19 protein-coding genes and 2 pseudogenes are annotated in these 24,424 nt (G+C 71.6%); 11 read left to right on the forward strand and 10 right to left on the reverse strand.

The annotated features are described in order from the left end of the window. Nucleotides 1-67 precede the first annotated feature (67 nt). The 4 genes and pseudogenes from AB0J06_RS21595 to AB0J06_RS21610 all read left to right on the forward strand — a co-directional run. A pseudogene (locus tag AB0J06_RS21595) lies at nucleotides 68-292 on the forward strand (aminotransferase); the annotation flags it as partial. A 14-nt stretch (nucleotides 293-306) separates the two neighbouring features. Next, nucleotides 307-1,356: a nicotinate-nucleotide--dimethylbenzimidazole phosphoribosyltransferase gene (cobT, locus tag AB0J06_RS21600; protein WP_357430793.1), complete on the forward strand. Its 1,050-nt coding sequence runs from the start codon at nucleotides 307-309 to the stop codon at nucleotides 1,354-1,356. Next, nucleotides 1,353-2,600 (forward strand): uroporphyrinogen-III C-methyltransferase, encoded by a 1,248-nt coding sequence (gene cobA, locus AB0J06_RS21605; protein ID WP_357430750.1) that lies wholly within the window; start codon nucleotides 1,353-1,355, stop codon nucleotides 2,598-2,600. Before cobT ends, cobA begins: the two co-directional genes overlap by 4 nt. Nucleotides 2,601-2,694: 94 nt before the next feature. Further along, nucleotides 2,695-4,245, forward strand: a complete 1,551-nt coding sequence (locus AB0J06_RS21610; RefSeq protein ID WP_357430751.1) for a family 10 glycosylhydrolase — start codon at nucleotides 2,695-2,697, stop codon at nucleotides 4,243-4,245. A 104-nt stretch (nucleotides 4,246-4,349) separates the two neighbouring features. Here the strand turns inward: AB0J06_RS21610 and otsB are convergent, their stop codons facing one another. Together otsB and AB0J06_RS21620 are read right to left on the reverse strand one after the other, a co-directional pair. After that, nucleotides 4,350-6,956, reverse strand: a complete 2,607-nt coding sequence (gene otsB, locus AB0J06_RS21615) for a trehalose-phosphatase (protein ID WP_357430752.1) — start codon at nucleotides 6,954-6,956, stop codon at nucleotides 4,350-4,352. After that, complete coding sequence (locus AB0J06_RS21620) at nucleotides 6,953-8,353, reverse strand: trehalose-6-phosphate synthase (protein WP_357430753.1); 1,401 nt, start codon at nucleotides 8,351-8,353, stop codon at nucleotides 6,953-6,955. Before AB0J06_RS21620 ends, otsB begins: the two co-directional genes overlap by 4 nt. 454 nt (nucleotides 8,354-8,807) lie before the next feature. Between AB0J06_RS21620 and ettA the strand changes: the two genes are divergently transcribed. From ettA to AB0J06_RS21640, 4 genes and pseudogenes are all read left to right on the forward strand, one after another. Next, nucleotides 8,808-10,484 (forward strand): energy-dependent translational throttle protein EttA, encoded by a 1,677-nt coding sequence (ettA, locus tag AB0J06_RS21625; protein WP_357430754.1) that lies wholly within the window; start codon nucleotides 8,808-8,810, stop codon nucleotides 10,482-10,484. 88 nt (nucleotides 10,485-10,572) lie between these two features. Beyond that, a pseudogene (locus AB0J06_RS21630) lies at nucleotides 10,573-10,980 on the forward strand (thioesterase family protein); the annotation flags it as partial. A gap of 83 nt (nucleotides 10,981-11,063) precedes the next feature. Beyond that, complete coding sequence (locus AB0J06_RS21635) at nucleotides 11,064-11,765, forward strand: hypothetical protein (RefSeq protein ID WP_357430755.1); 702 nt, start codon at nucleotides 11,064-11,066, stop codon at nucleotides 11,763-11,765. A 130-nt stretch (nucleotides 11,766-11,895) separates the two neighbouring features. Beyond that, nucleotides 11,896-12,480: a YbjN domain-containing protein gene (locus tag AB0J06_RS21640; protein WP_357430756.1), complete on the forward strand. Its 585-nt coding sequence runs from the start codon at nucleotides 11,896-11,898 to the stop codon at nucleotides 12,478-12,480. Between the two features lie 22 nt (nucleotides 12,481-12,502). On the opposite strand, the gene AB0J06_RS21645 is transcribed toward AB0J06_RS21640, so the two are convergent. From AB0J06_RS21645 to AB0J06_RS21660, 4 genes are all read right to left on the reverse strand, one after another. Then, the gene (locus AB0J06_RS21645) at nucleotides 12,503-12,814 is read right to left on the reverse strand and encodes a hypothetical protein (protein ID WP_357430757.1); all 312 of its coding nucleotides are present in this window, start codon (nucleotides 12,812-12,814) and stop codon (nucleotides 12,503-12,505) included. A gap of 421 nt (nucleotides 12,815-13,235) precedes the next feature. After that, nucleotides 13,236-13,703 (reverse strand): globin, encoded by a 468-nt coding sequence (locus AB0J06_RS21650; protein WP_357430758.1) that lies wholly within the window; start codon nucleotides 13,701-13,703, stop codon nucleotides 13,236-13,238. 52 nt (nucleotides 13,704-13,755) lie between these two features. Next, nucleotides 13,756-15,144 (reverse strand): MFS transporter, encoded by a 1,389-nt coding sequence (locus tag AB0J06_RS21655; protein WP_357430759.1) that lies wholly within the window; start codon nucleotides 15,142-15,144, stop codon nucleotides 13,756-13,758. Nucleotides 15,145-15,405: 261 nt separating this feature from the next. Beyond that, complete coding sequence (locus AB0J06_RS21660; protein ID WP_357430794.1) at nucleotides 15,406-16,434, reverse strand: mechanosensitive ion channel family protein; 1,029 nt, start codon at nucleotides 16,432-16,434, stop codon at nucleotides 15,406-15,408. Nucleotides 16,435-16,776: 342 nt separating this feature from the next. On the opposite strand from AB0J06_RS21660, the gene AB0J06_RS21665 reads away from it, so the two are divergent. Next, nucleotides 16,777-17,310: an HNH endonuclease gene (locus tag AB0J06_RS21665; RefSeq protein ID WP_357430760.1), complete on the forward strand. Its 534-nt coding sequence runs from the start codon at nucleotides 16,777-16,779 to the stop codon at nucleotides 17,308-17,310. A gap of 60 nt (nucleotides 17,311-17,370) precedes the next feature. On the opposite strand, the gene AB0J06_RS21670 is transcribed toward AB0J06_RS21665, so the two are convergent. From AB0J06_RS21670 to kynU, 3 genes are all read right to left on the reverse strand, one after another. Beyond that, nucleotides 17,371-18,477, reverse strand: coding sequence for a class F sortase (locus AB0J06_RS21670; protein ID WP_357430761.1), 1,107 nt, complete (start codon nucleotides 18,475-18,477; stop codon nucleotides 17,371-17,373). A 62-nt stretch (nucleotides 18,478-18,539) separates the two neighbouring features. Continuing rightward, a complete protein-coding gene (locus AB0J06_RS21675; protein WP_357430762.1) occupies nucleotides 18,540-19,124 on the reverse strand; it encodes a hypothetical protein in 585 nt (194 codons plus the stop codon). Nucleotides 19,125-19,236: 112 nt separating this feature from the next. Next, a complete protein-coding gene (gene kynU, locus AB0J06_RS21680) occupies nucleotides 19,237-20,493 on the reverse strand; it encodes a kynureninase (RefSeq protein WP_357430763.1) in 1,257 nt (418 codons plus the stop codon). Between the two features lie 384 nt (nucleotides 20,494-20,877). On the opposite strand from kynU, the gene AB0J06_RS21685 reads away from it, so the two are divergent. Then, the gene (locus tag AB0J06_RS21685; RefSeq protein WP_357430795.1) at nucleotides 20,878-21,174 is read left to right on the forward strand and encodes a hypothetical protein; all 297 of its coding nucleotides are present in this window, start codon (nucleotides 20,878-20,880) and stop codon (nucleotides 21,172-21,174) included. Further along, nucleotides 21,161-21,565, forward strand: coding sequence for a DUF5130 family protein (locus AB0J06_RS21690; protein WP_357430764.1), 405 nt, complete (start codon nucleotides 21,161-21,163; stop codon nucleotides 21,563-21,565). Before AB0J06_RS21685 ends, AB0J06_RS21690 begins: the two co-directional genes overlap by 14 nt. Nucleotides 21,566-21,748: 183 nt before the next feature. On the opposite strand, the gene pepN is transcribed toward AB0J06_RS21690, so the two are convergent. Then, a complete protein-coding gene (pepN, locus tag AB0J06_RS21695) occupies nucleotides 21,749-24,295 on the reverse strand; it encodes an aminopeptidase N (protein WP_357430765.1) in 2,547 nt (848 codons plus the stop codon). Nucleotides 24,296-24,424: the final 129 nt, after the last annotated feature.

The raw sequence follows: 24,424 nt of genomic DNA on the forward strand, positions 1-24,424 counted from the left end.
CTCCGTCACCAGTTCCCGCTGTCCAGCGTCGCCAGGCATGCACGTCAACACCGCGAGCTGGCCGCGCGCGCTGGCCGGCGTCACCGTCGCCGGCGCGCCGGCGAGCGCGTTCGTGCTGGTCCGGATCGTCGGCGCGGACCGGGTCCGGCTGGCGTTGCGCGAGCGGGGGTACGCGGTGCGGCGCGGCGACACGTTTCCGGGGCTGGGTGCCGACTGGCTGCGGGTGGCGGTGCGGGACACTGCCACCACCGACGCGTTCACCGCGGCGCTCGCGAACGTTCTGGAGGCGTGATGTTGGAGGCGACGCTGTTGGAGGCGACGCTGGCGGCGATCCGGCCGCTCGACGGGGCCGCGATGGCCGCGGCCCGGTGGCTGCAGGCCCGGCTCACCAAGCCGCCCGGCTCGCTCGGGATGCTCGAGGAACTCTCCATTCGGCTGGCCGGACTGGCCGGGACCTGCCCGCCGCCGGTGCCCCAACCCGCGACGGTCGCGGTGTTCGCCGGGGACCACGGGGTGCACGCCCAGGGCGTGACGCCGTGGCCGCAGGAGGTCACCGCGCAGATGGTGGCCAACTTCCTCGACGGCGGCGCCGTGATCAACGCGTTCGCCCGGCAGACCGGCGCCTCGTTGACCGTGGTCGACGTCGGCGTCGCGAACCCACTCAAGCCCGTCCGTGGCCTGGTGGCCGCCAACGTCCGCGCCGGCACCCGTGACCTGACCGTCGAGGCCGCGCTGACCGACGATGAGGTCGTGGCGGCGGTCGAGGTCGGCATCCGGGTCGCCGGTGACCTCGTCGACCGGGGCGAGAACATGCTCGTCACCGGCGATATGGGGATCGCCAACAGCACCCCGGCCGCAGCCCTGATCGCCGCGTTCACCGGCACCGACCCGGCCGACGCGACCGGCCGGGGGACCGGCGTGGACGACGCGACGTACGCGCACAAGGTGTCGGTGGTGCGCGCGGCGCTCGACCTGCACCGTCCCGACCCCGCGGACCCGATCGCCGTGCTGGGGGCGGTCGGCGGCCTGGAACACGCGGCCCTGGCCGGTCTCATCCTGGGCGCCGCCGCCGCACGGGTGCCGGTGATCCTCGACGGGGTGGTCTCGGTCTCCGCCGCCCTGGCCGCCGCCGCGCTCGCCCCCGACGCGATCGGGGCGATGGTGGCGGGGCACCGCTCGGTCGAGCCGGGCGCCAGCGCCGCCCTGCGGCACCTCGGGCTCGACCCGCTGCTCGACCTCGGCCTGCGACTCGGCGAGGGGACCGGCGCGATGCTGGCCGTGCCGATCGTGGCCGCCGCGGTGCGGGTGCTGCACGACGTGGCGACGTTCGACTCGGCGGGGGTTTCGGAGCAGTGACCCTCTATCCCCTCGCATTGCGGCTGGAGGGCCGCACGGTGCTGGTCGTCGGTGGCGGCGCGGTGGCGACCCGCCGGGTGCCGGCGCTCCTCGACGCCGGCGCGCACGTGGTGGTCGTCGCCCCTCAGCTGACCCCGGCGCTGCAGGCGCTCGCCTCGGCCGACCGGCTGCGCTGGGAGCCGCGCCGCTTCGAACCCTCCGATGTGGACGACGCGTGGCTGGTGCAGGTCGCCGTCGATGATCCGGTGGCGGCCGCCGAGGTGAGCGAGGCCGCCGAGGAACGCCGGGTGTTCTGCGTCCGCGCCGACGACCGTACCCGGGCCACCGCCTGGACGCCGGCGGTGACCCGGCACGGCCCGGTGACCGTGGCGGTGCTCGGCGGCGGCGACCCGCGCCGGGCGATGGTGGTCCGCGACGCCATCCGCGACGGTCTGGTCGACGGCACGCTGGAGAGCGCCGCCCCGCTCGCGCCCGTCGCCGAGGCCACGCCCGGGCGCGTCGCGCTCGTCGGGTCCGGGCCGGGTGACCCCGAGCTGATCACCGTCAAGGGACGGCGGTTGCTCGCCCGCGCCGACGTGGTGGTCGCCGACCGGCTGGTGCCCGGCCTGCTCCTCGACGAGCTCCGCCCCGACGTCGAGCTGGTCGACGCCTCCAAGATCCCGTATGGGCCGGCAAAGGCCCAGGAGGAGATCAACCGTATCCTCGTCGACCGGGCCCGGGCCGGCCACTTCGTCGTCCGGCTCAAGGGCGGCGACCCGTACGTCTTCGGGCGCGGCGGCGAGGAGCTGATCGCGTGCGCCGAGGCGGGCGTCCCGGTCACCGTGGTGCCCGGCGTGACCAGCTCGATCGCCGCGCCGGCCGCCGCCGGCATCCCGGTGACCCATCGCGGGGTGGCGCACGAGTTCACCGTCGTCTCCGGCCACGTCGCGCCGGACAACCCGCTCTCGCTGGTCGACTGGTCGGCGCTGGCCCGGATGCGCGGCACGCTCGTCGTACTCATGGGGTTGAAGAACCTGCCGGCGATCGCCGCGACGCTGCTGACGCACGGACGGCCGGCGGCGACGCCGGCCGCGGTGGTGCAGGAGGGCACGACCGGGGCGCAGCGCGTGCTCCGCTCCACCCTCGGCGACGTCGTCGACGAGGTGGCCGCGGCCGGCATCCGACCGCCTGCGGTGGTGGTCTTCGGTAACGTGGTGGACGCGCTGGCGACGACCCTTCCGGCCCGGCGCGGCGATCAAACCTGATGCACGGACCCAGCTGAGCGAAGGCGTTGCCACCCCGACGCGTCCCGCGGAGGTACGGATGGCAGCAGATCATGCTCGTGTTTGGCATCGGTTGGTGGCCGCCGTCGCGGTGTTCGCGGTGACGGCTGTCGCGGGGGTGGTGATTCCGGGCGCGGTGCCCGCGGTCGCTTCCGGCGCGGCCGTCTCCGGCCTCGTCGCCCCTTCCGGCGGGTGTCCGGTGGGCGTGCAGCCCAAGCGTCAGCTCCGTGGCGCCTGGATCGCGTCTGTCTCCAACATCAACTGGCCGTCCCGGGTGGGGCTGACCGCGGCACAGCAGCAGGCCGAGCTGCGCGTCCTGCTCGACGAGGCGGTGCGGCTGCGGCTCAACGCCGTGTTCCTGCAGATCCGGCCGACCGCCGACGCGTTCTGGCCCTCACGGCACGAGCCCTGGTCGGAGTACCTGACCGGCAGGCAGGGCGGCGACCCCGGCTACGACCCGCTCGCCTTCGCCGTCACCGAGGCGCACGCGCGCAGCCTGGAGCTGCACGGGTGGTTCAACCCCTACCGCGTGAGCATGCAGGCCGACCCCGCCCGCCTGCTCCCCACCCACCCGGCCCGGCTCAACCCGTCATGGGTGGAGCGCTACGACGGCAAGCTCTTCTACAACCCCGGGGTGCCCGCCGCGCGCCAGCACGCTGTCAACGCGATCATGGACGCGGTCACCCGGTACGACCTGGACGGCGTCCACTTCGACGACTACTTCTACCCCTACCCGGTCGCCGGTCAGAGCTTCGACGACGGCGCCGAGTTCGCCGCGTACGGGGCCGGGCGGACGCTCGGGGACTGGCGCCGGGCCAACGTCGACAGCCTCGTCCAGGAGCTCGGCGCCCGGATCCGGCAGGTCAAGCCGCACGTACGCTTCGGCATCTCGCCCTTCGGCATCTGGCGCAACGCGGCGACCGACCCGCGCGGCTCCGCCACGTCCGGCCTGCAGTCATACGACGCGATCTACGCCGACACCCGGAAGTGGGTCAAGCATGGGTGGGTGGACTACGTCGCGCCGCAGATCTACTGGAAGACCGGGTACGCCCCGGCCGCCTACGACGTGCTGGTGCCGTGGTGGTCGAACGTGGTCGCCGGCACGAACGTGCAGCTCTACATCGGCCAGGCGGCGTACCGGATCGCGGAGTGGGGCGACGCTGGGGAGATGCCGCGGCATCTGCTGCTCAACCGCGGCCACCCGGTCGTCGGGGACGTCTACTTCTCGATCGGCGATCTGCGGGCCAACCCGCTGGGCTTCGCCGACCGGCTCCGCGCCGACTTCTACCGTGACCCGGCGCTGGTGCCGGTCAGCCCGCGCCTCGGTGGCGCCCCGCCGGCAGCGCCCGCCTCGGTGCGGGCGACCCGACGTGGCGGCGGCATCGAGCTGAGTTGGAGCGCGGGGAGCGGCACGCGGCCAGCCTATTACGCGATCTACCGGGCGGACGGCGCGGGGTGCGGCATCGACGCGGCGCGCAACCTGATGGCCGTACGCCGGGCCGGCGCGGGGGCGCAGCGCTTCACCGACACGGCACCTCCGCCGGTCGGGCAGACCACGTATCTGGTGACGGCGCTGTCCCGGCTGCACCACGAGAGCCCGCCGGTGCCGGTCACCGTCGCTGACTGACCCGGATCAAGGAAACGCCCGCCGATCAAGGACGTCTTCACACGATCGGAGATCGAACCATGTGAAGACGTCCTTGATCGGCGGGCGGTTCAGCCCTCGGGCGGTCAGCCCTTGAGCATGTCGTCCAGCAGGAGGGCGCAGCGGATCAGGCCAAGGTGGCTGTAGGCCTGGGGGTGGTTGCCCAGCCCCCGCTCCGATAGCGGGTCGTACTGCTCCGGCAGCAGCCCGGTCGGCCCGGCGGTGTCGATCATCTGCCTGAACAGCTCCTCGGCATCACTGCGCCGCCCGGTGCGCAGGTAGGCCTCGATGAGCCAGGCGGTGCAGATGTGGAACCCGCCCTCCCGGCCCGGCAGCCCGTCGTCCCACCGGTAGCGGTAGACGACCGGACCACTGCGCAGATCCGCCTCGACCTTGAGCACGGTGGCGAGGAAGCGCGGGTCGTTGTCGGGAAGCAGCCCGGAGAGGCCGATCCAGAGGGACGACGCGTCCATGTCCTCGTCGCCGTACGCGACCGTGTAGGCGCCCGCGGCCTCGTGCCAGCCGTGCTCGAGCACGTTGTGCGCGATCCGGTCGCGCAGCGCCACCCAGTCCGGGCGGTCCTGGCCGCCGTGCTGGCGCATGACGTGCAGCGCCCGGTCCACGGTCATCCAGCACATGACCTTGGAGTAGACGTGGTGTCGAGGGGAGAGGCGCGCCTCCCACAGGCCGTGGTCGGGTTCGTGCCAGCGCCGGTCGACGGCCTGGACCATCGCCTCGATGACCCGCCACTCGTCGTCCCGTACGGAACCGCGGGCGTCGGCGACCGCCGCGAGCAGGTCGGCGACCGGCCCGAAGACATCGAGCTGGAGCTGGTGGTTGGCGAGGTTGCCGACCCGGACGGGGCGGGAGCCGGCGTAGCCGGGCAGCGTGTCGATGACCGCCTCGGCGCCGAGTTCGTAGCCGTCGACCGTGTAGAGCGGGTGTAGCCGCTCGGGGTGGCCCCCGGTGCGCTCCACGCAGCCGTCGACCCAGCGCAGCAACGCCTCCGCCTCGGTAAGCGAGCCGAGGTCGACCAGTGCGCGCGCGGTCATCGCCGCGTCGCGCAGCCAGCAGTAGCGGTAGTCCCAGTTGCGGACGCCGCCGATCTCTTCCGGCAGCGAGGTGGTCGCGGCGGCGAGGATCGAGCCGGTGGGCTTGTGGCAGAGCCCCCGCAGGGTCAGTGCGCTCCGCGCGACGAGGTCGCGGGCCCCGGGGGGCAGCCGCAGCCCGGCCACCCAGTCACGCCACGGCTGCTCGGCGGCGGCCTGCCGCTCCTGCACCGGCACCGTGTGGTGGTCGAGGCTGTGCGACCCGAACCGCAGCTCCATGGTGACCGAGCCGCCCGCCGCCGTGAGGTCGACGACCGCCCGTGCGGTTTCGTGGCCGCCGTCCTCGACGATCTCCCACTCGACGCCCGGGGAGTAGAGCGCGAACGGTTCGTTGGAGCCGAGCACCAGCAACCCGTCGCCGAGCGGCTGGAGCTGCACGGAGACCTGGCCGAACTCCGGTCGGGGCGCGAACTCCAGCCGGGCCCGCCCGGAACCGGTCAGCACCCGCACCAGGGTGGAGTCCCCGGTGATCGCCAGCGTGTCGCCACCGATGTCGTCGGCCGGCCGCTGGTCGAGCCAGTCCGTGACGGTCAGCCCGGACCAGCGCGTCTCGACGGTCATGGTGTTCGACCGGTAACGCTGGCCGAGCGGGAGGCCGCCGCGGTCCGGCGCGACCGTGAAGTGGCCGGCCGGGTGGCCGCCGAGCAGGTCGGCGAAGATGGCCGACGAATCGGGCTTGGGGTGGCAGAGCCAGGTGACCTTGGCGTCGGGAGTGAGTAGCGCGACGGTGTGGCCGTTGGCCAGCATGGAGTGGCGCTCGATCGGCACCGCCCGCTCGCCGAAGAGCCACTGCCGCCGGCTCTCCAGCAGCAGGCCGAGCACGCGCGCGGCGTCGATCGGTTCGCCGACCCGGTAATCGGCCCGGGTCTCGCCAGGACCGATCTTGATGCCCATGTCGGGGCCGTGCAGGTTCGCGAACGCGTTCTCGTCGGTGATGTCGTCACCGATGAAGAGCACCGCGCTGGCCGACATCTGGGTGCGGATCTGGTCGACGGCGGTGCCCTTGTGGGTGGGGACCACCGAGAGCTCGATGACCTCCTTGCCCTGCGTGACGGTCACCTCCGGCCAGACGGCCGGGCCGGATCGAACCGCTTCGACAACCTCCGCGGTGACATCGGGGTCAGCGCTGCGGGTGTGCACGGCGACGCTCGCCGGCTTGATTTCCAGGCGTACGCCGGGCCGCTCGTGCGCGATCCGGCGCAGCTCGGCCTTCAACCGCGTGCGGACCTCCACCAACTCGGGGGCGAGCCGCTCCACGAAGCCGATGTCGAACTCCGAGCCGTGGCTGCCGACCAGGTGCACCTCGCTGGGGAGGCGGGAGAGCGCGGCGAGGTCGCGCAGCGCCCGCCCGGACACGACGGCGACGGTGGTCTGGGGCAGGGCGGCGAGGGCACGGATCGCCGCGACGGACTCGGGCAGCGGCGCGGCCTTGGTCGGGTCCTCCACGATCGGCGCGAGCGTGCCGTCGTAGTCGCAGGCGATCAGGAGCAGCGGCACCCGGGCGATCCGCCCGATGCCGGCGCGTAGCTCCGGCGCGATGGTGTCCCCGTCGTGCGCGTGCCCGTCCTGGACGGACGGTGTCATGCCGCCTCCGTCTCGGGGACGCCCAGCTCGTTCAGGAACGACCGGGCCCAGTGGCCCACGTCGTGGGTCCGCAGGTGGCGTTGCATGATGCGCATGCGGCGCCGGGCCTCCCCTTGATCGACATGTACGGCGCGCAGCAGCGCGTCCTTGACCCCGTCCGGGTCGTGCGGGTTACACAGGAACGCCTGGCGCAGCTCGGTGGCCGCGCCGGCGAATTCACTGAGCACGAGCGCGCCACCATGGTCGGCGCGCGATGCGACGTACTCCTTGGCCACCAGATTCATTCCGTCTCGGAGGGGGGTCACCATCATGACGTCGGCCGCGCAGTAGAGCGCGGCGAGTTCACTGCGACTGTACGACTGGTGCAGGTAGTGCACTGCGGGCACACCCACCCGTCCGAATTCACCATTAATCCGGCCAACTTCGCGCTCGACCTTGACCCGAAGTGCCTGGTAGTGCTCGACCCGCTCGCGGCTCGGCGTGGCGACCTGCACCATAACCGCGTCGGGGACTGTCAACTTTCCGTCAGCGAGCAGCTCGCGGAACGCCTTCAGGCGGAGCTCGATCCCCTTGGTGTAGTCGAGCCGGTCGACGCCGAGCACCACGGTCTTGGGATCGCCCAGCTCCGCCCGGATCTGTTTCGCCCGCGCCTGCACCGTCGGGTCCTGCGCCATCCGCTCCATCTCAGCCACGTCGATGGAGATCGGGAACGCGCCGGCCTTGACCCGCCGCCCGTCGACCTCGATCGTCTGACCCTCGTAGCGGAGCCCGAGCAGGTGCCGGGCCAGCCGGACGAAGTTCTGCGCGGCGAGCCGCTGCTGGAAGCCGACCAGATCCGCGCCGAGCAGGCCGCGCAGGATCTCGGCCCGCAGCGGCATCTGCATGAAGAGCTCGATCGGCGGGAAGGGGATGTGCAGAAAGAAGCCGATCCGCAGGTCGGGGCGGAGCTCGCGGAGCATGGCCGGTACGAGCTGCAGCTGGTAGTCCTGCACCCAGACCGTCGCACCCTCGGCGGCCACTTCCGCGGCGGCCTCCGCGAACCGGGCGTTGACCACCCGGTACGTCTCCCGCCAGCGCCGCTTGTACGCCGGTGTCTCCACCGCGTCGTGGTAGAGCGGCCAGATCGTCGCGTTCGACTGCCCCTCGTAGTAGCGCTCCAGCTCCTCGGAGCTCAGCGGCACGGGGTGCAGCCGGATCCCCTCCAGCTCGAACGGCTCCGGGGCGGCGCCGACGCCGCCGGCCCACCCGACCCAGGTGCCCCGTTGCTGTGCCAGCACGGGGTGCAGGGCGGTGACGAGCCCACCGGGGCTGCGCCGCCACTGCTGGCCCTCAGGGGTATTCACCTGGTCCACGGGCAGGCGGTTGGCTACGACGACGAACGAACTGCGAACCGTCACGCTCCGCACACCTCCGGTGATTACGGGACTGCCCCTGAGCGTACTGGGCGTCGCCAGGGCGTTGTGTCCCCGCCCACTCCATTACTGCCCCGCAGGTCGTAGCCGCAAAACCTGTTGTTGATCAGTGTCACGTAGTCCGCCGTCCCCGGTCTGTGCGGCGCGGCGCCGGAACGAATGCGGAAGGAAACGACCGTTCGCCGTGTTGTGTCCGGCGGAGCGCCGGGTCCGGCAGGTCGAGCGGGGCCCGCGGGCAGTGGTCGGCGGTCGCGCACCGTACTCCGCACAGCGGGGCGATGTGCGCGGACGGTGGCCTACCTGTCAGGATTGACCACGGCGTCTGCCGAATCGGTCTCCGTTCGCGACCGTCCGCGCCGCAGCGGCCGGGGCGGCGACTCCAGCCGCAAGCGCGCTCCTCGCGCTCACCGAGTCTCACACTCTGGAGGTAGGCCGCACCGTGGCCCAGTTCATCTACGTCCTGGAAAAGGCGCGCAAGGCGCACGGCGACAAGGTCGTCCTCGACAACGTGACGCTGAACTTCCTGCCGGGCGCCAAGATCGGTGTGGTCGGGCCGAACGGCGCCGGTAAGTCCAGCTTGCTCAAGATCATGGCCGGCCTGGACCGGCCGAGCAACGGTGAGGCCCGGCTGATGCCCGGCTACACCGTCGGGATGCTCGCCCAGGAGCCGCCGCTCAACGAGAACAAGACCGTCCTCGGCAACATCGAGGAGGCGGTCGCGGAGACCAAGGCGAAGCTGGACCGGTTCAACAAGATCGCCGAGCAGATGGCGACGGACTACACCGACGAGCTGATGGAAGAGATGGGCAAGCTCCAGGAGGAGCTCGACCACGCCGACGCGTGGGACATCGACTCCAAGCTCGAGCTGGCGATGGACGCGCTGCGCTGCCCGCCGCCGGACGCCGCCGTCACCGAGCTCTCCGGCGGTGAACGCCGCCGCGTCGCGCTGTGCAAACTGCTGCTCGAGGCCCCCGACCTGCTGCTGCTCGACGAGCCCACCAACCACCTGGACGCCGAGAGCGTGCAGTGGCTGGAGCAGCACCTGGCCAAGTACGCCGGCACGGTCATGGCGATCACGCACGACCGGTACTTCCTCGACAACGTGGCCAACTGGATCCTCGAGCTGGACCGCGGCCACACCTACCCGTACGAGGGCAACTACTCCACCTACCTGGAGAAGAAGGCCGCCCGCCTGGCGGTGCAGGGACGCAAGGACGTCAAGCTGCAGAAGCGCCTCACCGACGAGCTCGAGTGGGTGCGCTCCAACGCCAAGGCGCGGCAGACCAAGTCCAAGGCCCGGCTCGACCGGTACGAGGAGATGGCGAGCGAGGCGGAGAAGACCCGCAAGCTCGACTTCGAAGAGATCCAGATCCCGCCGGGCCCGCGCCTGGGCAGCACCGTCATCGAGGCCCGCAACCTGACGAAGGGTTTCGGGGACCGGGTGCTCATCGACAACCTGAGCTTCTCGCTGCCCCGCAACGGCATCGTCGGCATCATCGGCCCCAACGGCGTCGGCAAGACCACGCTGTTCAAGACCATTGTCGGCCTGGAGCAGCCGGACGACGGCGCCGTCAAGGTCGGCGAGACGGTGGAGCTGTCGTACGTCGACCAGAACCGCGCCGGCCTGGCCGGCGACAAGACGCTCTGGGAGACGGTCTCCGACGGGCTGGACTACATGATGGTCGGCAAGGTCGAGATGCCCTCGCGCGCCTACGTGGCCGCGTTCGGCTTCAAGGGCCCCGACCAGCAGAAGCCGACCAAGGTGCTCTCCGGCGGCGAGCGCAACCGGCTCAACCTGGCGCTGACGCTGAAGATCGGCGGCAACGTCATCCTGCTCGACGAGCCCACCAACGACCTCGACGTCGAGACGTTGTCGAGCCTGGAGAACGCGCTGCTCGAGTTCCCCGGCTGCGCCGTGGTGATCTCCCACGACCGGATGTTCCTCGACCGGGTCGCGACGCACATCCTGGCGTGGGAGGGCGACGACGAGAACCCGGCCAAGTGGTTCTGGTTCGAGGGCAACTACGAGGCGTACGAGAAGAAGAAGGTGGAGCGGCTCGGCGCCGACGCGGCCCGGCCGCACCGGGTGACCTACCGCAAGCTGACGCGTGACTAGTACGTCGCAGGCGCGTGCCGGGGCCGATGGTCCCGGCACGCGCGCAGGTGGGTCCGGCCAACCCCAGCGGTACGTCTACGACTGCGCCCTGCGCTGGTCCGATCTCGACGCGTACGGCCATGTCAACAACGCGCGCTTCCTCACGCTGTACGAGGAGGCGCGCGTGGCGTTGATGTTCGTCGGCGGACGTGCCTGGGGAGTCGGTTCGTTCGCCGACGGCGTGGTGATCGCGCGGCACGAGATCGACTACCTGCGGCCGGTCGACTACGCGGTGGGTCGGGCGACCGCGGAGCGGCCGCCGAGCGTGCGGATCGAGATGTGGGTCGAGGAGATCCGGGCCTCCCGGTTCACCATCGGCTACGAACTGTTCGACGGTGACGTGTTGGCCAGCCGGGCCCGCTCGGTGCTGGTCCCGTTCGACCTGGAACGGCAGCGTCCGCGCCGGCTGACCGCGGACGAGCGGGCCTTCCTGGAGCCGTACTCCGTGCCGGCCGGGGGTAAGACGCCGGCCGGGAGCGAGACGCCGGCCGGGAGCGAGACGCCGGCCGGGAGCGAGACGCCGGCGGGCGCGGAGTCGCGGTGAGCGCGCGACACGGGTTGACCGGCGTCGCGGATGCCGCCGCCTTCCTGACCCGGCTGACCCGGCTCGACGGGTCGGCCGTCGTGCGGCTGCGCGCGGGCGCGCCCGCGCGCACCGCCCTCTGGGCCCGGCTGCCCTGGGCGGTTCTGGTGAGCCGCACCGTCGCGGGCGACGGCCCCGGGGATGTGACCGTGTCGGGGGCCGAGCTGCTCGCCGAGGTGAGCCGGGGCGACGGCGCCCTGCCGGCGCGCCGCGACCAGGAGTGGCGATGGCCGTTGCCGCCGGCCGCGGGCCGGGTGGTGGAGACGCTCCGCGCGGCCGAGCTGTGGCAGGTTGCCGCCGCGGCGGCGGGGACGCTGCGCACGGCGGCGACGGAAGGAGTCGGCGGGCGGGCGGTGGGGCAGCGGATGCTGCGCGACGCGCTCCTCGATCACGTCGCGATCGTGGTGACGGAGCCGGCGGCGGTGGCCGAGGGTTCGGAGCCGCCGGTGGCCCAGAGCCGCATCGAGGTGCGGCAGGGTCTGATCCAGGCGATCGTCCGGATGGGGTTCCTGGGGTCGCCGGAGAGCGCGGGCGACGTGCCGGTTCACGTGCGGGTGGCCGGACGGTGGACCGGGCTGTCGGCACCGTACGGAGTCGCATGGTTACCGCCAGTCAGCACTCTCGCAGTGAGACCCACCAACTATCGTACGAACGGATGAGGTCACATGGACTGTCCGGTTTGGTGCGAGCGGTGGGGGGATGCCTGAAGGCGGCTATCCGGGTACCGTCGTGCCTCGGGTCCAACGCAACGTAAACGTCTGGATCCGCTGGGGAGCGAGGTGCGCGACGATGCCGTGGTGGTCATGGCGCCCCGGTCACGCCGGTGGCGTTGAGCCGGAAACTCGAAGAGCGATCGCAGAGGGCGGTAACGTCCGGCTCTCAGTGCCGGCGCCGCGCGAACCGGAGGCGATCTGCGCCCCGAGCGACGTGTCCACGATGGAGAAAACCCCGGCGCAGGTCGCCCCGGTCACACTGGACCGGGTGGGCGAAGCGCTGGACCTGCTCGACGTCCGGTATCTGGCCGATGGCGAAGGCAGCCTGCTGGCGATGTGGGAGCGGCACGCCGTGCTGTTCACGTTGGAGGGGCCCGACGACGAGATCCTCGTCGTCCGCGCGCGTCCACACTCGACCGTTCCGCCGGACTGGGCCGACCGGGCCTACCGCGTGGTCAACGAGTGGAACCACACCCGCCGGTTCTGCAAGGCGTACGTGGGTGACCCCACGGAGCGCGGCCAGCTGCCGATCTATGCCGAGCTGCAGGTGCCGCTCGGTGCCGGCGCCCACGACGCGCTCCTCGTCGAGGTTCTCGACTGCGGCGCCGCCGTGGCGACGACCTTCGTCGACTGGTTGCACGACGAGGGCGCCCTGCTCTGACCGGGCCGGGCGCCGCGCCGCGTCACGCCAACGGGAACATTCCGATCCGCCCGTGATACTCCTTCGCCAGTTCGTTGGTGTCCGAGCCGACCCAGAGCCCCTGTGGCGTCGCGAGGAACGCGCGGACGCCGACGCCGCGACTCCTGGTCGGGTTCCAGGGGAGCGCCTTGCCCGTACGCGGGTCGATCGCACCGATGCCCGGACGGGAGGCCGCTCCCGGGCCGGCCGACTTGTGACCGTACGGGTTGTTGAGCCACCGCTGGTGCCCCCCGACGTAGACCGCGGCGCCGGTGACCGAGACGGAGAAGAGCGTGTTCCCTCCGGTGTGGTTCAACCCAGGTCGGGTTGCGCCGTCCGACGCCGCCCGTCTCGAAGCGGGCCGCCGTGTTGCACGTCTGCGTCGGGCCGGTGTCGTGCCCCGTCGTGACGACGACGAAGTAGGAGCCGTCCGGCGCGAAGTCCACGCCGCGCAGATAGGTGTCGAACTGGCTGCCGCAGCGCGGGCGGTATGCCTCGGTGTACCAGCCGCCGTCCGTCGGGCGAGAGCGCCAGGTCCTCCACCTTCACCCGCGACGCTCCTTCGGCGACGAGCCGGGGGTCGAAGCGGGGATCGACCGCGACGGAGACCGGGTCGAGCCGCGCGAGAGTTTCTGGGCTCCTCGGCGGCAGGGCGGCCGGGGTCCCGCCGACGGGGGTGGGCGGTCCGGGCGCTGTTTACCCCTGGATCAACGACCGAATAGTGCCATCGTCGCGCGCTATGCCCCGTTTGGTCGATTCGTCGATGTTGCGTCGTCGTCCGTATCCGGTGTGTTGACCATGAAATAGGCGGCCCGCTCCAGGTAATCCCAGAGCATCGCTTCCTGGTCGGCCGGGAGTTCCAGGCTCAGCACCGCCCGCCGCATGTGACTCAGCCAGGCGTCGCGCTCCGCCGGCCCCACCCGGAACGGCGCGTGCCGCATCCGCAGGCGGGGGTGGCCGCGCTGAACGGAATAGGTGTTGGGGCCACCCCAGTACTGCATCAGGAATAGCGTCATCCGGTCGGCGGCCGGCGCCAGGTCGGCCTCGGGGTACATCGGCCGCAGCAGCGGATCCTCCGCGACGCCGGCGTAGAACTCGTCGACCAGCTTGCGGAAGGTCGGCTCGCCGCCGATCGCGTCGAAGAAGGTCGCCGGCTCGCCGTCGGTCGGCCGGCCGGTGTCCGCTCGCTCGCCTGCAGGATTCACCGTTCCATCCTGCCAGCCGACGAGATATCCCCGTCACGGTGTGGGGTGCGGGTCACAACGCGCTGATGCCCGCCGAGGGGGAGGACGGGCGCGGGGTGGCGTCCGGGTCGCTTCGCGCCTCTCCCGTCGGCTGACGGGGCGCCGACGCCTCTCCCGTCGGCTGGGCCGGCGGCGCACTCACCCGGCTCGCCGCCGCGATCGCCGCGTTGAAGCGTTCAGCGCTGGGCCACTGGGTCGCGGCCAGCGCCATCACCAGCACGCCGGCCACGCTCCAGAACCCGACCACGACGGGGATGGAGAACCGGTCGGCGAGCAGCCCGGTGGTGAAGACCGCGATGCCCTGCATGACCTGGGTGCCGGTGGCCATCACACCGAACGCGCGGGCCCGGAAACCGTGCGGCAGAGCCTGCACGAACAAGCCGTTGGCGACCGGCATCAGACCCGCCACGGCGAAACCGCAGACCGCGGCGAGCCCCGCCACCACCAGGGGCGGCGGATCGAACAGGGCCGGCACGAGCGCGAGCGGCGCGAGCACCGCGAACGGCCGGATGAGTGCGCGGCGTACGTCCGGACGGACCGCCCGCCCGATCAGCAGGCCTCCCAGGATGAAGCCGACCGGGCTGGCCGCCATGATCAACGCCTGCGCGAGCCCGCGCTCGCTCTCGTTGCCGGTGTGTTCGGCGGCCCACGCCGCGGCGAGCCCTTCCGGGACGATGGCGAAGAGCATCGAGGTGAAGACCAGGACGGCGATGGCCCGCAGTACGGGATTCGCGAAGACGATCCGGAAGCCGTCGCCGGTCTCCCGGAGCAGATGGCTGCGGTGCGCGCGGGTCATCGCCGGCGGCCGCTGCCGTACGCCGAACCGGATGATCGCCGCCGAGACCGCGAAGGTCGCGGCGTCGATGAGCAGCGCGACGCGGGGGTTGACCGCCGCTATCGCGGCCCCGGCCACGTAGCCACCGACCTGCGCCGCCTGGCTCGCGCTCGTGTTCAGCGAAATCCCGACCACGAGCCGGTCGCCGGCGAGGATGACCGGCATCAGCGCGGACTTCGCCGCCTGACTGGGCGGGTTGGCCAGTGTGGTGGCGAACAGCAGGACGAGCATCACCTCGACCGGCACGCCGGGCACGGCGACCAGGCCGATCAGCACCATCCGGATGAGGTCGCAGATGACCATGACCGTGCGGTAGGAGTGGCGCTCGGCGACCGTCGCGAGCAGGGGCCCACCGACGAGCCAGGGCAGATAGCTGATCGCGAACGCGGCCGCGGAAAGCGCGACGGACTCGGTCTGCTGGTAGACCATGACGGTGACCGCCGCCTTGGCCATGTAGTCGCCGATCCACGAGAGCGCGGCGGCGTGGAACAGGGCCCGGAACTCGCGCTGGGCGAACACCTCGCGGAAGGTGGCCGGCCCTGCGGGCGGATGTGTCTCGTCGGACACCGGGATGCCTCCATCGTTCTCGGCCGCTCACCATGGGTGTGGGGGCTGCCGGCGAACGTTGTCAGACGTGCGGATGAGCGAGCTCGCGGTAACGCTCCGAAAAGCTTTTCCGGATTCTGCCCGATCGTCTGACACCTGGCTAGTGCGAACGGACAGCCAGTCGCGTGTCCGACTGAACGAACGGACGATACCTGACCCTCCGTGTGGCGCGCGACCCGCGCATCGTCGCTCCTGGAACCCGACGTTCGGGTGCCTGCGACCTCAGGTCGCGCCCCCCTGGCCGGTCTCGCCCTCGTCGGCCGGCGCCGCCCGGCGCGGAAACGTCCGCGCCGCCGCGATCCGGGCCGAGATCCCCGATTCCTCGAGCGCCTCGGCCAGCCGGCGGCGCAGCGCCCGGCTGATCGCGAGCTGCCCCTCCGCGCTCGTCTTGGCGACCGTACGGATGACCGCGCCGTCGACCGTGATCTGCTCGATGCCGAGCACCTCCGGCGGGTCGACGAAGTCGGGCGCGAGCTCGGGGTCCTCGGCGACGCGGGCCGCCGCCGCACGCATCACCTCGGTCGCCTCGTTCATGCGGGCGAACCCGATCGGCATGTCGACGACGACCATCGCCCAGCCCTGGCTCTTGTTACCCACCCGGATGATCTCGCCGTTGCGGATGTACCAGAGGACGCCGCGGCCGTCGCGGACCGAGGTGATCCGCAGACCGACCGCCTCCACCACGCCCGTCGCCTCGCCGAGGTCGACCGTGTCGCCGACGCCGTACTGATCCTCGAGCAGCATGAACAGGCCGGCGATCAGGTCCTTGACCAGGCTCTGCGCGCCGAAGCCGAGCGCGACGCCGGCGATCCCGGCGCTCGCCAGCAACGGCGCCAGGTCGAAGCCGAGCTCCTTGAGGACCATCAGTACGGCGATGGAGAAGACGAACGCGGTCACCAGGCTGCGCAGCACGGAACCGATCGCCTCGGCGCGCTGTCGCCGCCGCTCCGGATAGATGCCGGACGGGTCCGGGGGCGCGGTCGGGATCCGCTCCCGCAGCGGCTTCAGGATCGTCGGCACCGAGGTCTCGGAGGTGGTGCGGACCAACCGGCTGATGGTGCGGTTGAGCAGATGGCGGGCGACCATCGCGATGAGCACGATCATGATGATCCGCAGCGGCTTGACCAGCACGTAGTAGCTGCTCTCCGCGAACCAGGCCGAGTCGGTCATCTCGTACGTCGCTTTGCAGAACCAGTCGTCCAGGCAGGTCGGTTCGGGGGAGGGGGGTTTGGCCGTGGGCGCGGCGAGGATGAGCTCTGCGGTCGTCACGCCCAATGTCGTACCGCACGGCCTCCGGGCCCTGTCGCCCGCCCCGCCCCGTTCCAGCGCGCCGCCGTGTGCACAGCGCCGCGCACGGGGAATCACGGGGCAGGTCGGCGACGGCGCAATCGGACGGAAGCGAGAGTCTTGCCATGCGGCGCGAAAGGTCGACCGCACGAGCCGGGAATAGTACGTGCAATTAGGTCATCTATCGGGGACGATTGGCAGACGGACGCCGGTGAACTGCCGGCGTCGGCCGCGGTTTCAGCGACCTGGCGCGGCATGGTGCAGGCGACAGGAGCGGGCGGGACAACAGCCGAGAGGGTGAGCGCGATGCCTGACATACGACCCACGGTGGGCTCCGGTTCGTTGGTGCTCAACGCAACGTATGAGCCGCTGTGTGTCGTTTCAGTGCGTCGAGCCGCGATTCTCGTGCTCTCCGCGAAAGCAGTCTGCGTCGCAGACGGCGAGGGCATCCTGCACAGCGCCCGGCACGCGCTGCCGGTGCCGTCCGTGGTCCGCCTGACCCGGTTCGTACGCGTCCCCTACCGCACCCACGTCGGCCTCTCCCGGCGGGCCATCTTCGCCCGCGACGGCTGGCGCTGCGCCTACTGCCGCGGTCCGGCCGAGACGATCGACCACGTCTTTCCGCGCAGTCGAGGCGGACGGCACGCCTGGGAGAACGTCGTCGCGGCCTGCGCCAAGTGCAACCACAGCAAGGGCGACAAGACACCGGCCGAGCTCGGCTGGCGGCTGCACGCGCTGCCGAGCGCGCCGAAGGGGACGGCCTGGCGGGTGCTCGGCCACCGTGCTCCGGACCCGCGCTGGGCCGACTGGCTCGACCTGCCCGAGCGCGACGCGGCCTGACCGGCACGCCGGGCGCCACCGGCGGACATGAGCGGCCGGACGTGTCCGAGCGGCCGCCGGTCAGCGGCGGCGGCTGTTGGAGGCCAGCGAGGCGAAGACAATCACGTTGTCCGCGTAGCCGGTCTCGCCCCCCACCCATTGCCCACCACACGTGATCAGGCGGAGATTGGCGCGGCTGAAGTCGCCGTACACGCGGTCGTTGGGCAGGGCGCGCTTGTCGAACCGCTCCACCGATTCGACCTTGAAGACCGCCTGCGATCCGTCCTGGCGGGCGATTTCGATCTTCGCGCCCGACTTCAACGTTTTGAGGCCGTGGAAGACCGACGGGCCGGTGCGGGAGTCCACGTGACCCACGATCAGCGAGGGCCCCAGCTCGCCCGGGGTCGGGCTCCGTTCGAACCAGCCGGCCTCGCGGTGCCGCTCCAGTGGGGGGACCTCGATCGTCCCGTCGGGGGCGAGCCCGACGGAGTGCACGGCGGCGCGCAGTTGCAGATCCGGGATCGAGATCGCGGCCGGTCGGCTTGCCGGCATCGCCGGGGATTTGCGGGGCGGCTGTCGGTAGTCGCCGCTGAGAAAGCTCGGGCTGCCCGATCCCGTGACGTGTTGCAGACCGATTCCGGTCGCGAAGACCCCGACCAACAGGATGATCAGGGCGATCGGTCCGACGGGAATCCGGCGGCGGCGAACGGGCACCGCGGTCGCCACGGGGCGCGGGGGCTCGGGTGGGGGCCCGGCTCCCGTCGCCCGGACCGGCGCGACCCCGCGGGCGATCACCGCGGCGCAGCCCCGCGCGGTGATGCCCGACGGTTGCGAGATCGTCGTGCCTCCCGCGTCGACGGCCGCGCGCTCCCGCGCCGCCTTCGCATGACGCGGCGCCTGGGTGGCCAGTGCCCTGCCGAGCAAACCGCGGCGCGCCCGTTCCTTGCGGGCGCGCCCCCGCATGGCGCGGTGGCGGGCGGGCGGTGGGGTCGGGCCGGAGGGCGTGCCGTAGGTTTTCGTCCTGGACGCCGGGACGTGTGCGGTGGTGCCGGCGAGCGCGGCCTGGGTGGCCGTCTCCAGCAGCCAGTGCCGCTCGTCGGTGTCGGGCGGCTCCTCATCCGGGCGCCATTCCTCCGGGTCCCCCGGTCGTTCCTGCTCCGCGGTCCCGGTCTCCGGATCGGCTTCCATCGGGACCGACCCGGCCGGCGTCCGCCGGCCGGGTCGCGCGGGTGTCGCCATCGTCGGTCCGGTCACGCGCCCGTTTCGGGACGCCGCCGGATCGGGGCCGTGCCGGCGCGGTGGCGGACCAGCGCGAACAGCCCCAGTGCGACGCCGAGTCCCATCGTGGTGAGCCCGCCGGCCAGGATCAGGCGGTCCTCACCGCCGGGTCCGGCCATGCCGCCGCCGCCGGCGTTCGGACCGCGCTCGGGCGGGCTCATGGTCGGCGTGGGACTGGCGGTCTCGGTGGGAGTGACGTTGGTGACGGTGAGCGTTGTATTGGCGGTGCGGTTGTTCTGGCACTGCAGATTCACGTTGTAGCGTCCCGGCCGTTTGCTCGACGGAATGGTCACATTGCCGCGGAGCGTCCCGTCGCGCGGCAGCAGCATGACCCGCCCGAAGGCGTCGGACGTGACTGTCGCCGTGACGTTGTTCGCGTCACCGCAGCTGGCGGTGAGGGCGACCCGGGTCCCGGCGCGCGCCGGGTTCGGCGTGACCTGGACGAACGTATCCTGTGCGTGAGCCGGGGCGGCACCGAGCAGTACCGTCGCGCCGACCAGCAGGACGGCGGCGACGCATGCGAACGTGGCGCGAACCCCGTATCCGAGTCCCCGCATGATCCCCCTTCCCGGTGCTACCGGAACCGGTCACTGTGGGCGTGCTCAACAGAGACACTTTCCCACTCCGGGAAGAGCTAAAGATAAAAATGCGACAAGCCGGCAGGGCTCTTTAGGTGACCCTTGAGCGTTCGGCCGGAAACGCCGTATACGAACCGGATTCCATAATGTCCCGGAGTCGCGCGAATCCGGTGTGAACATCGGTGAACCGGGTGTATAGCGGAGCGAAACCGATGCGCAGCCGGTCCGGCGTGCGGAAGTCCGGGATGACCTCCGCCGCCCGCAGGGCCTGACTGATCTGCCACGCCTGCGGGTGGTGCAGCGTGACGTGCGCACCGCGCCGCTCGTCGTCGCGCGGCGAGGCGAGCGCGAAGCTGTGCCCCGTGAGCCAGCGGTCGACGAGCTCGATCGCGTACGACCCGAGCGCCGCCCCCTTCGCGGCGATGGCCGCGATGCCCGCCTCCGCGGTGATCCGGGCCCCCTCCAGCGCGCCGTACCCGCCGAGCACCGGTGGCGTCCCGACCAGGAACCTCTCCACCGACTCCGCCGGCTGGTAGGAACCGGCCATGTCGAACTGCTCCCGCTGCCCGAACCAGCCCCAGATCGGCTGCCGGAGCGCACTCTGCAGCTCGGTCCGCACGTAGAGGAACGCCGGCGCCCCCGGCCCGCCGTTGAGGTGCTTGTACGTGCACCCCACCGCGAGATCGACGCCGGAGGAGCGCAGCGGCACGTGGATGGAGCCCGCCGAGTGGCTCACGTCCCACAGTGTCAGGGCGCCCACCGCGTGCGCGGCCGCGGTGATGCCGGCCAGATCCGCCACGGCCCCCGACCGGTACGCCACGTGCGACAGCGACACCAGCGCCACGTCGGTGTCGAGCGCGGCCACCACGTCGTCGCGGGAAACCCCCGCGTCGAGATCGCTGCGCACCACCCGCAGCTCCAGCCCGCGGGCGGCGGCCAGCCCCTGCAGGATGTACTGGTCGGTCGGGAAGTTGTCGTCGTCGGTGACGATGACGCCTCGGCCGGGGCGGGCGTCGCAGGCGGCCACCGCGAGCTTGTAGAGGTTGACGCTGGTGGAGTCCGCGAGCACCACCTCGCCCGGTTCCGCCTCCAGCACCCTGCCCGCGAGCACGTCGCCGACCTCCCGCGCCAGCGTCATCCATCGGTCCCAGCCGCGGATCAGCTCCACGCCCCACTCCCGGTCGATCACCTGGTGGAGGCGTTCGCGGGTGGCTTTCGGCAACCGCCCCAGCGAGTTGCCGTCCAGATAGACGACGTCGGGGTCGGCGATCACGAACCGTTCCCGGAACGCCGCAAGCGGGTCGGCGGCGTCCAGCTCACGGGCGCGAGCGAGGAAATGATCAGTCACGGGCGCCACCGTAACCGTTGATCGTCGCGGCCGATGGCGAGCGGGGCCGGTCAACCGGTGCTCATCCGGGCTGCTCGCCCGGGTTCCCGCCCGCCGGGGTCCGCAGGCCCCTAGGCTGAGTGACCGGGGCCGGTGATGGGACAGCGTCGTTTTCCGCCGTACCGGGTGGATTTTCGCCAGCGCCGGTCGCCAACGGGCCCGCGCCGCGTCTGCGCTGGTCGGCAGAGGCGTGGTCGCCACCCCGAGATCCGACGATCTGTGCCTTCCGCTACCGTGAAGGGTGTCTGAGTCTGGGTAGATCGGCGGTGTGGCCCTTCCGCCCTCGCCGGACGCCCTGGTCCCTATTTGACGCCTGGGGGCGTTGAGTTGTCTGTTACCAACACGCTGGTCTACTTCGTCGGCATCCCGACCCTCATCGTGGTCGTGATCGCCGGCCTGATCATGCTTGTCAGCCGTGGCCCTTCCAACGCCGGCGGTGATAAGCGCTACCGGCCCGGCCGGCCGTTCGACTTCACCCCGGTCTGGTTCCTCTCGACACCCGAGCAGGTGACCCAGCCGGAGAAGACCGGCCGCAAGACGCTGCCCGGCGGCGTGCCCGCCCCGGCGGTACGGGCGGGTGGCGAGACTGATTCCGCGCGTACGCGGGCCGGCGTGACGGGAGGCGCAAGTGACCGTTGGTGAGCAGGAGCGGGAGCAGCACCACCGCGAAGTGCTGGATGGACCGTTCTCGACGCGGCAGCTGATCCGCCTCGACGAGGCGCTAAGAGTTGCCGACAACTCGACGGGACTGAGCTTCAGTGTCTACGTCGGCGATCTGGATGAGCCGGTCCGCGCACACGCGGAGAAACTGCACGGCGAGCTCGCCGACGCCGACAAGGCGGTGCTGATCGCAGTCTCGCCCAATCAGCGCGTACTGGAGATCGTGACCGGAGCCGAGGCGCGCAAGCGCATCGGTGACCGGGACGCCAAGCTCGCCGCCCTCTCCATGGTGGCGGCCTTCGGCGGGGGCGACCTTGCCGGCGGCATCATCAGCGGGCTGGACCAGCTCTCCACGCACGCCGGCCGCGCCTGACCGTTCCGCACCCGCACCACCCAAGATCCGCGTGATCAGGGAGTAGCCCGTGCGCGCCGTCGGCGCGCCGCGCGACCACGCCCCTGATCACGCGGATCTTGTGTATGTGCCCGGCCCCGGAGGATCTTGTCCGCGGCGCCGCGGCGGGGGACGGGTCAGCCCCGCCCCCCGCCCGCCCGACCGTCAGCTGTCCGCAGCGGTGTCCTTCGCCCGCGCCTTCAGCGCCCGCAGCACGCCGTCCTTGCCCTCGGCCACCAGCCGTCGCAGCGGCGCCGGGTGCCCCTGCTGCGCGAGCCAGGCGTCCGTCGCCGCCACCGTGTCGTCACTCACCTGGTAGGCCGGGTAACCCAGCACCACGAACTCCTGGGCCGGCTCACTGTCGCGGCTGGCCCACACCTTGCCCACCTCCGCGAAGAAACGCTCCACGTAGGGGGCGGTCAGCTCGACCTGGGTCGGGTGCTGGAAGCCCTGCAGCAGCGAGCGGTGCCGCCAGTTCGGCAGCGGCTCGTCACCGGTGAGCTGCCGCCACACGTCGGCCTTCCCCTCCGCCGTCGGCAGCAGGGCCCGGGCGAGCGCGGCCTCCCGTTCGCCGCTGGCGGTCCGGTCGGTGGCCAGCTCGGCGTCGATCTGCTCGGCCGTGCCCGCACGCTTCGCCACCAGCGACTGCAGCACTGACCAGCGCAGCTCGGTGTCGATGGTCAGCCCGGCGGGGATCTCGGCCCCGTCCAGCCAGCCACGCAGCACCGCGAGGTCCTCGTCGCTCTGCGCGGCCGAGACGTAGGCGCGCGCCCAGGCGAGCTGGAAACCGCTGCGCGGCTCCGCGGCCTGCATCGCGGTGCGCGCGGTGCGGGCCAGGCCTGCCCATCCCGTCGGGGCCCACTCGGGGTCGGCGTAGAGGGCGAGCGCGGTGGTGGCCTGCCGCAACGTCGCGGTCACCAGGTTGATGTCCCGCTCGCTGGGGAGTCCGCTGAGCACCAGCGCGAGGTAGTCCCGCGCCGCCAGTTCGGCGTCGCGAACCATGTCCCACGCCGCCGCCCAGCAGAGCGCCCGCGCCAGCGACGACTCGAAACCGCCGATGTGCTGCACGACCGTCGCCATCGACCGCTCGTCGAGACGCAGCTTCGCGTACGTCAGGTCGTCGTCGTTGAGCAGCAGTACGGCCGGGGCGGGTACGCCGACCAGCTGCGGCACCTCGGTGCGCTCGCCGGTCACGTCGATTTCGACGCGCTCCCGGCGCACGAGCGCACCGTCCACGAGGTCGTAGAGGCCGACGCCGATGCGGTGGGTGCGCAGCGTCGGGAAGTCCGCCGGCGCCTCCTGCCGGACGGCCACCCGCTCATAGCTGCCGTCCGCGGCGATCGACACCTCCGGGCGGAGCGTGTTGACCTGCGCCGTCTCCAACCACTGCGCGGCGAACTTGCGCAGCTCGCGTCCCGAGGCGGTCTCCAGCTCCGAGAGGAGGTCGTCGAAGGTGGCGTTGCCCCAGGCGTGCTTGGCGAAGTAGCTGCGCAGCCCGGCCAGGAACGGGTCCATCCCGACGTAGGCGACGAGCTGCTTGAGCACGCTCGCGCCCTTGGCGTACGTGATGCCGTCGAAGTTGACCTCGACCGCCTCCAGGTCGGGCATCTCGCAGTAGACCGGGTGGGTCGAGGAGAGCTGGTCCTGGCGGTAGCCCCAGTTCTTGCGCACCGACAGGAACGTGGTCCACGCGTCGGCGAAGCGGGTGGCGTTGGTGTTGCACCAGTGGCTGGCCCATTCGGCGAACGACTCGTTGAGCCACAGGTCGTTCCACCAGCGCATGGTCACCAGGTCGCCGAACCACATGTGCGCCAGCTCGTGCAGGATCGTGTTGGCGCGCTGCTCGTACTCGAAGTCGGTGACCTGCGACCGGAAGATGTAGTGCGCCTCGGCGTGCGTCACGCAGCCGAAGTTCTCCATCGCGCCCGCGTTGAAGTCGGGCACCCAGAGCTGGTCGTACTTGGGCAGCGGGTAGCGGACCCCGAACTGCTCGTGGAAGAAGTCGAAGCCCTGCTTGGTGATCAGGAACAGGTCGTCGGCGTCGAGGTGCTGGGCCATCGAGGCGCGGCAGTAGACGCCGAGGTCGATGCCGTCGTGGCTGTCGCGCACCTCGTGGTACGGGCCGGCGCAGAGCGCCGTGATGTACGTGCTCATCCGCTCCGACCGGACGAAGTGGACGGTCTTGGTCTCCTCGTCGAGCGGCTCCTCGCGCTCCACCGGCATGTTGGAGATGACCCGCCAGTGCGCGGGGACGGTCGCGTGCCAGGTGTAGACGCTCTTGAGGTCCGGCTGGTCGAAGGCGGCGAAGACCCGCTGCGCGTCCGCGGTCTCGAACTGGCTGTACAGATAGGTCTCCCCGTCGACCGGGTCGACGCTGCGGTGCAGGCCCTGGCCGCTCGCGGAGTAGAGGAAATCGGCGTCGACGACGAGCATGTTCTCGGCAGCCAGGCCGGTCAAGGCGAGGCCGCGTTCGGCCGACCATCCGGCGATGTCCACCGGGGCGCCGTTGAGGGTGGCGGACCGGACGCTGTCCGCGGCCACCTCGATGAACGTGCTGGCGCCGGGCTCCGTGCAGCTGAACGTGACCTCCGTGGTCGACCGGAACGTACGGTTCGCCGCCGTGCCGCCGGACAGGTCCAGGCGGATGTCGTATCCGGTGACGTCGAGCAGGCGGGCTCGCTCCGCCGCCTCGTCCTGCGTCAGGTTGCGCACTCCGGCCACTGTGTGTCTCCATCCGAATCGACGCGCCGTCCCCGTCGACGGCGCGGAGAGCCATGTGAAGGCGGCTCTCCGCCCCAAGTCTTCCATGTCACGCGATTTCAGCGGGGGTACCCCGAGTCA

The sequence above is a fragment of the Micromonospora sp. NPDC049679 genome (genome assembly GCF_040659735.1).
Lineage (GTDB): Bacteria > Actinomycetota > Actinomycetes > Mycobacteriales > Micromonosporaceae > Micromonospora_I.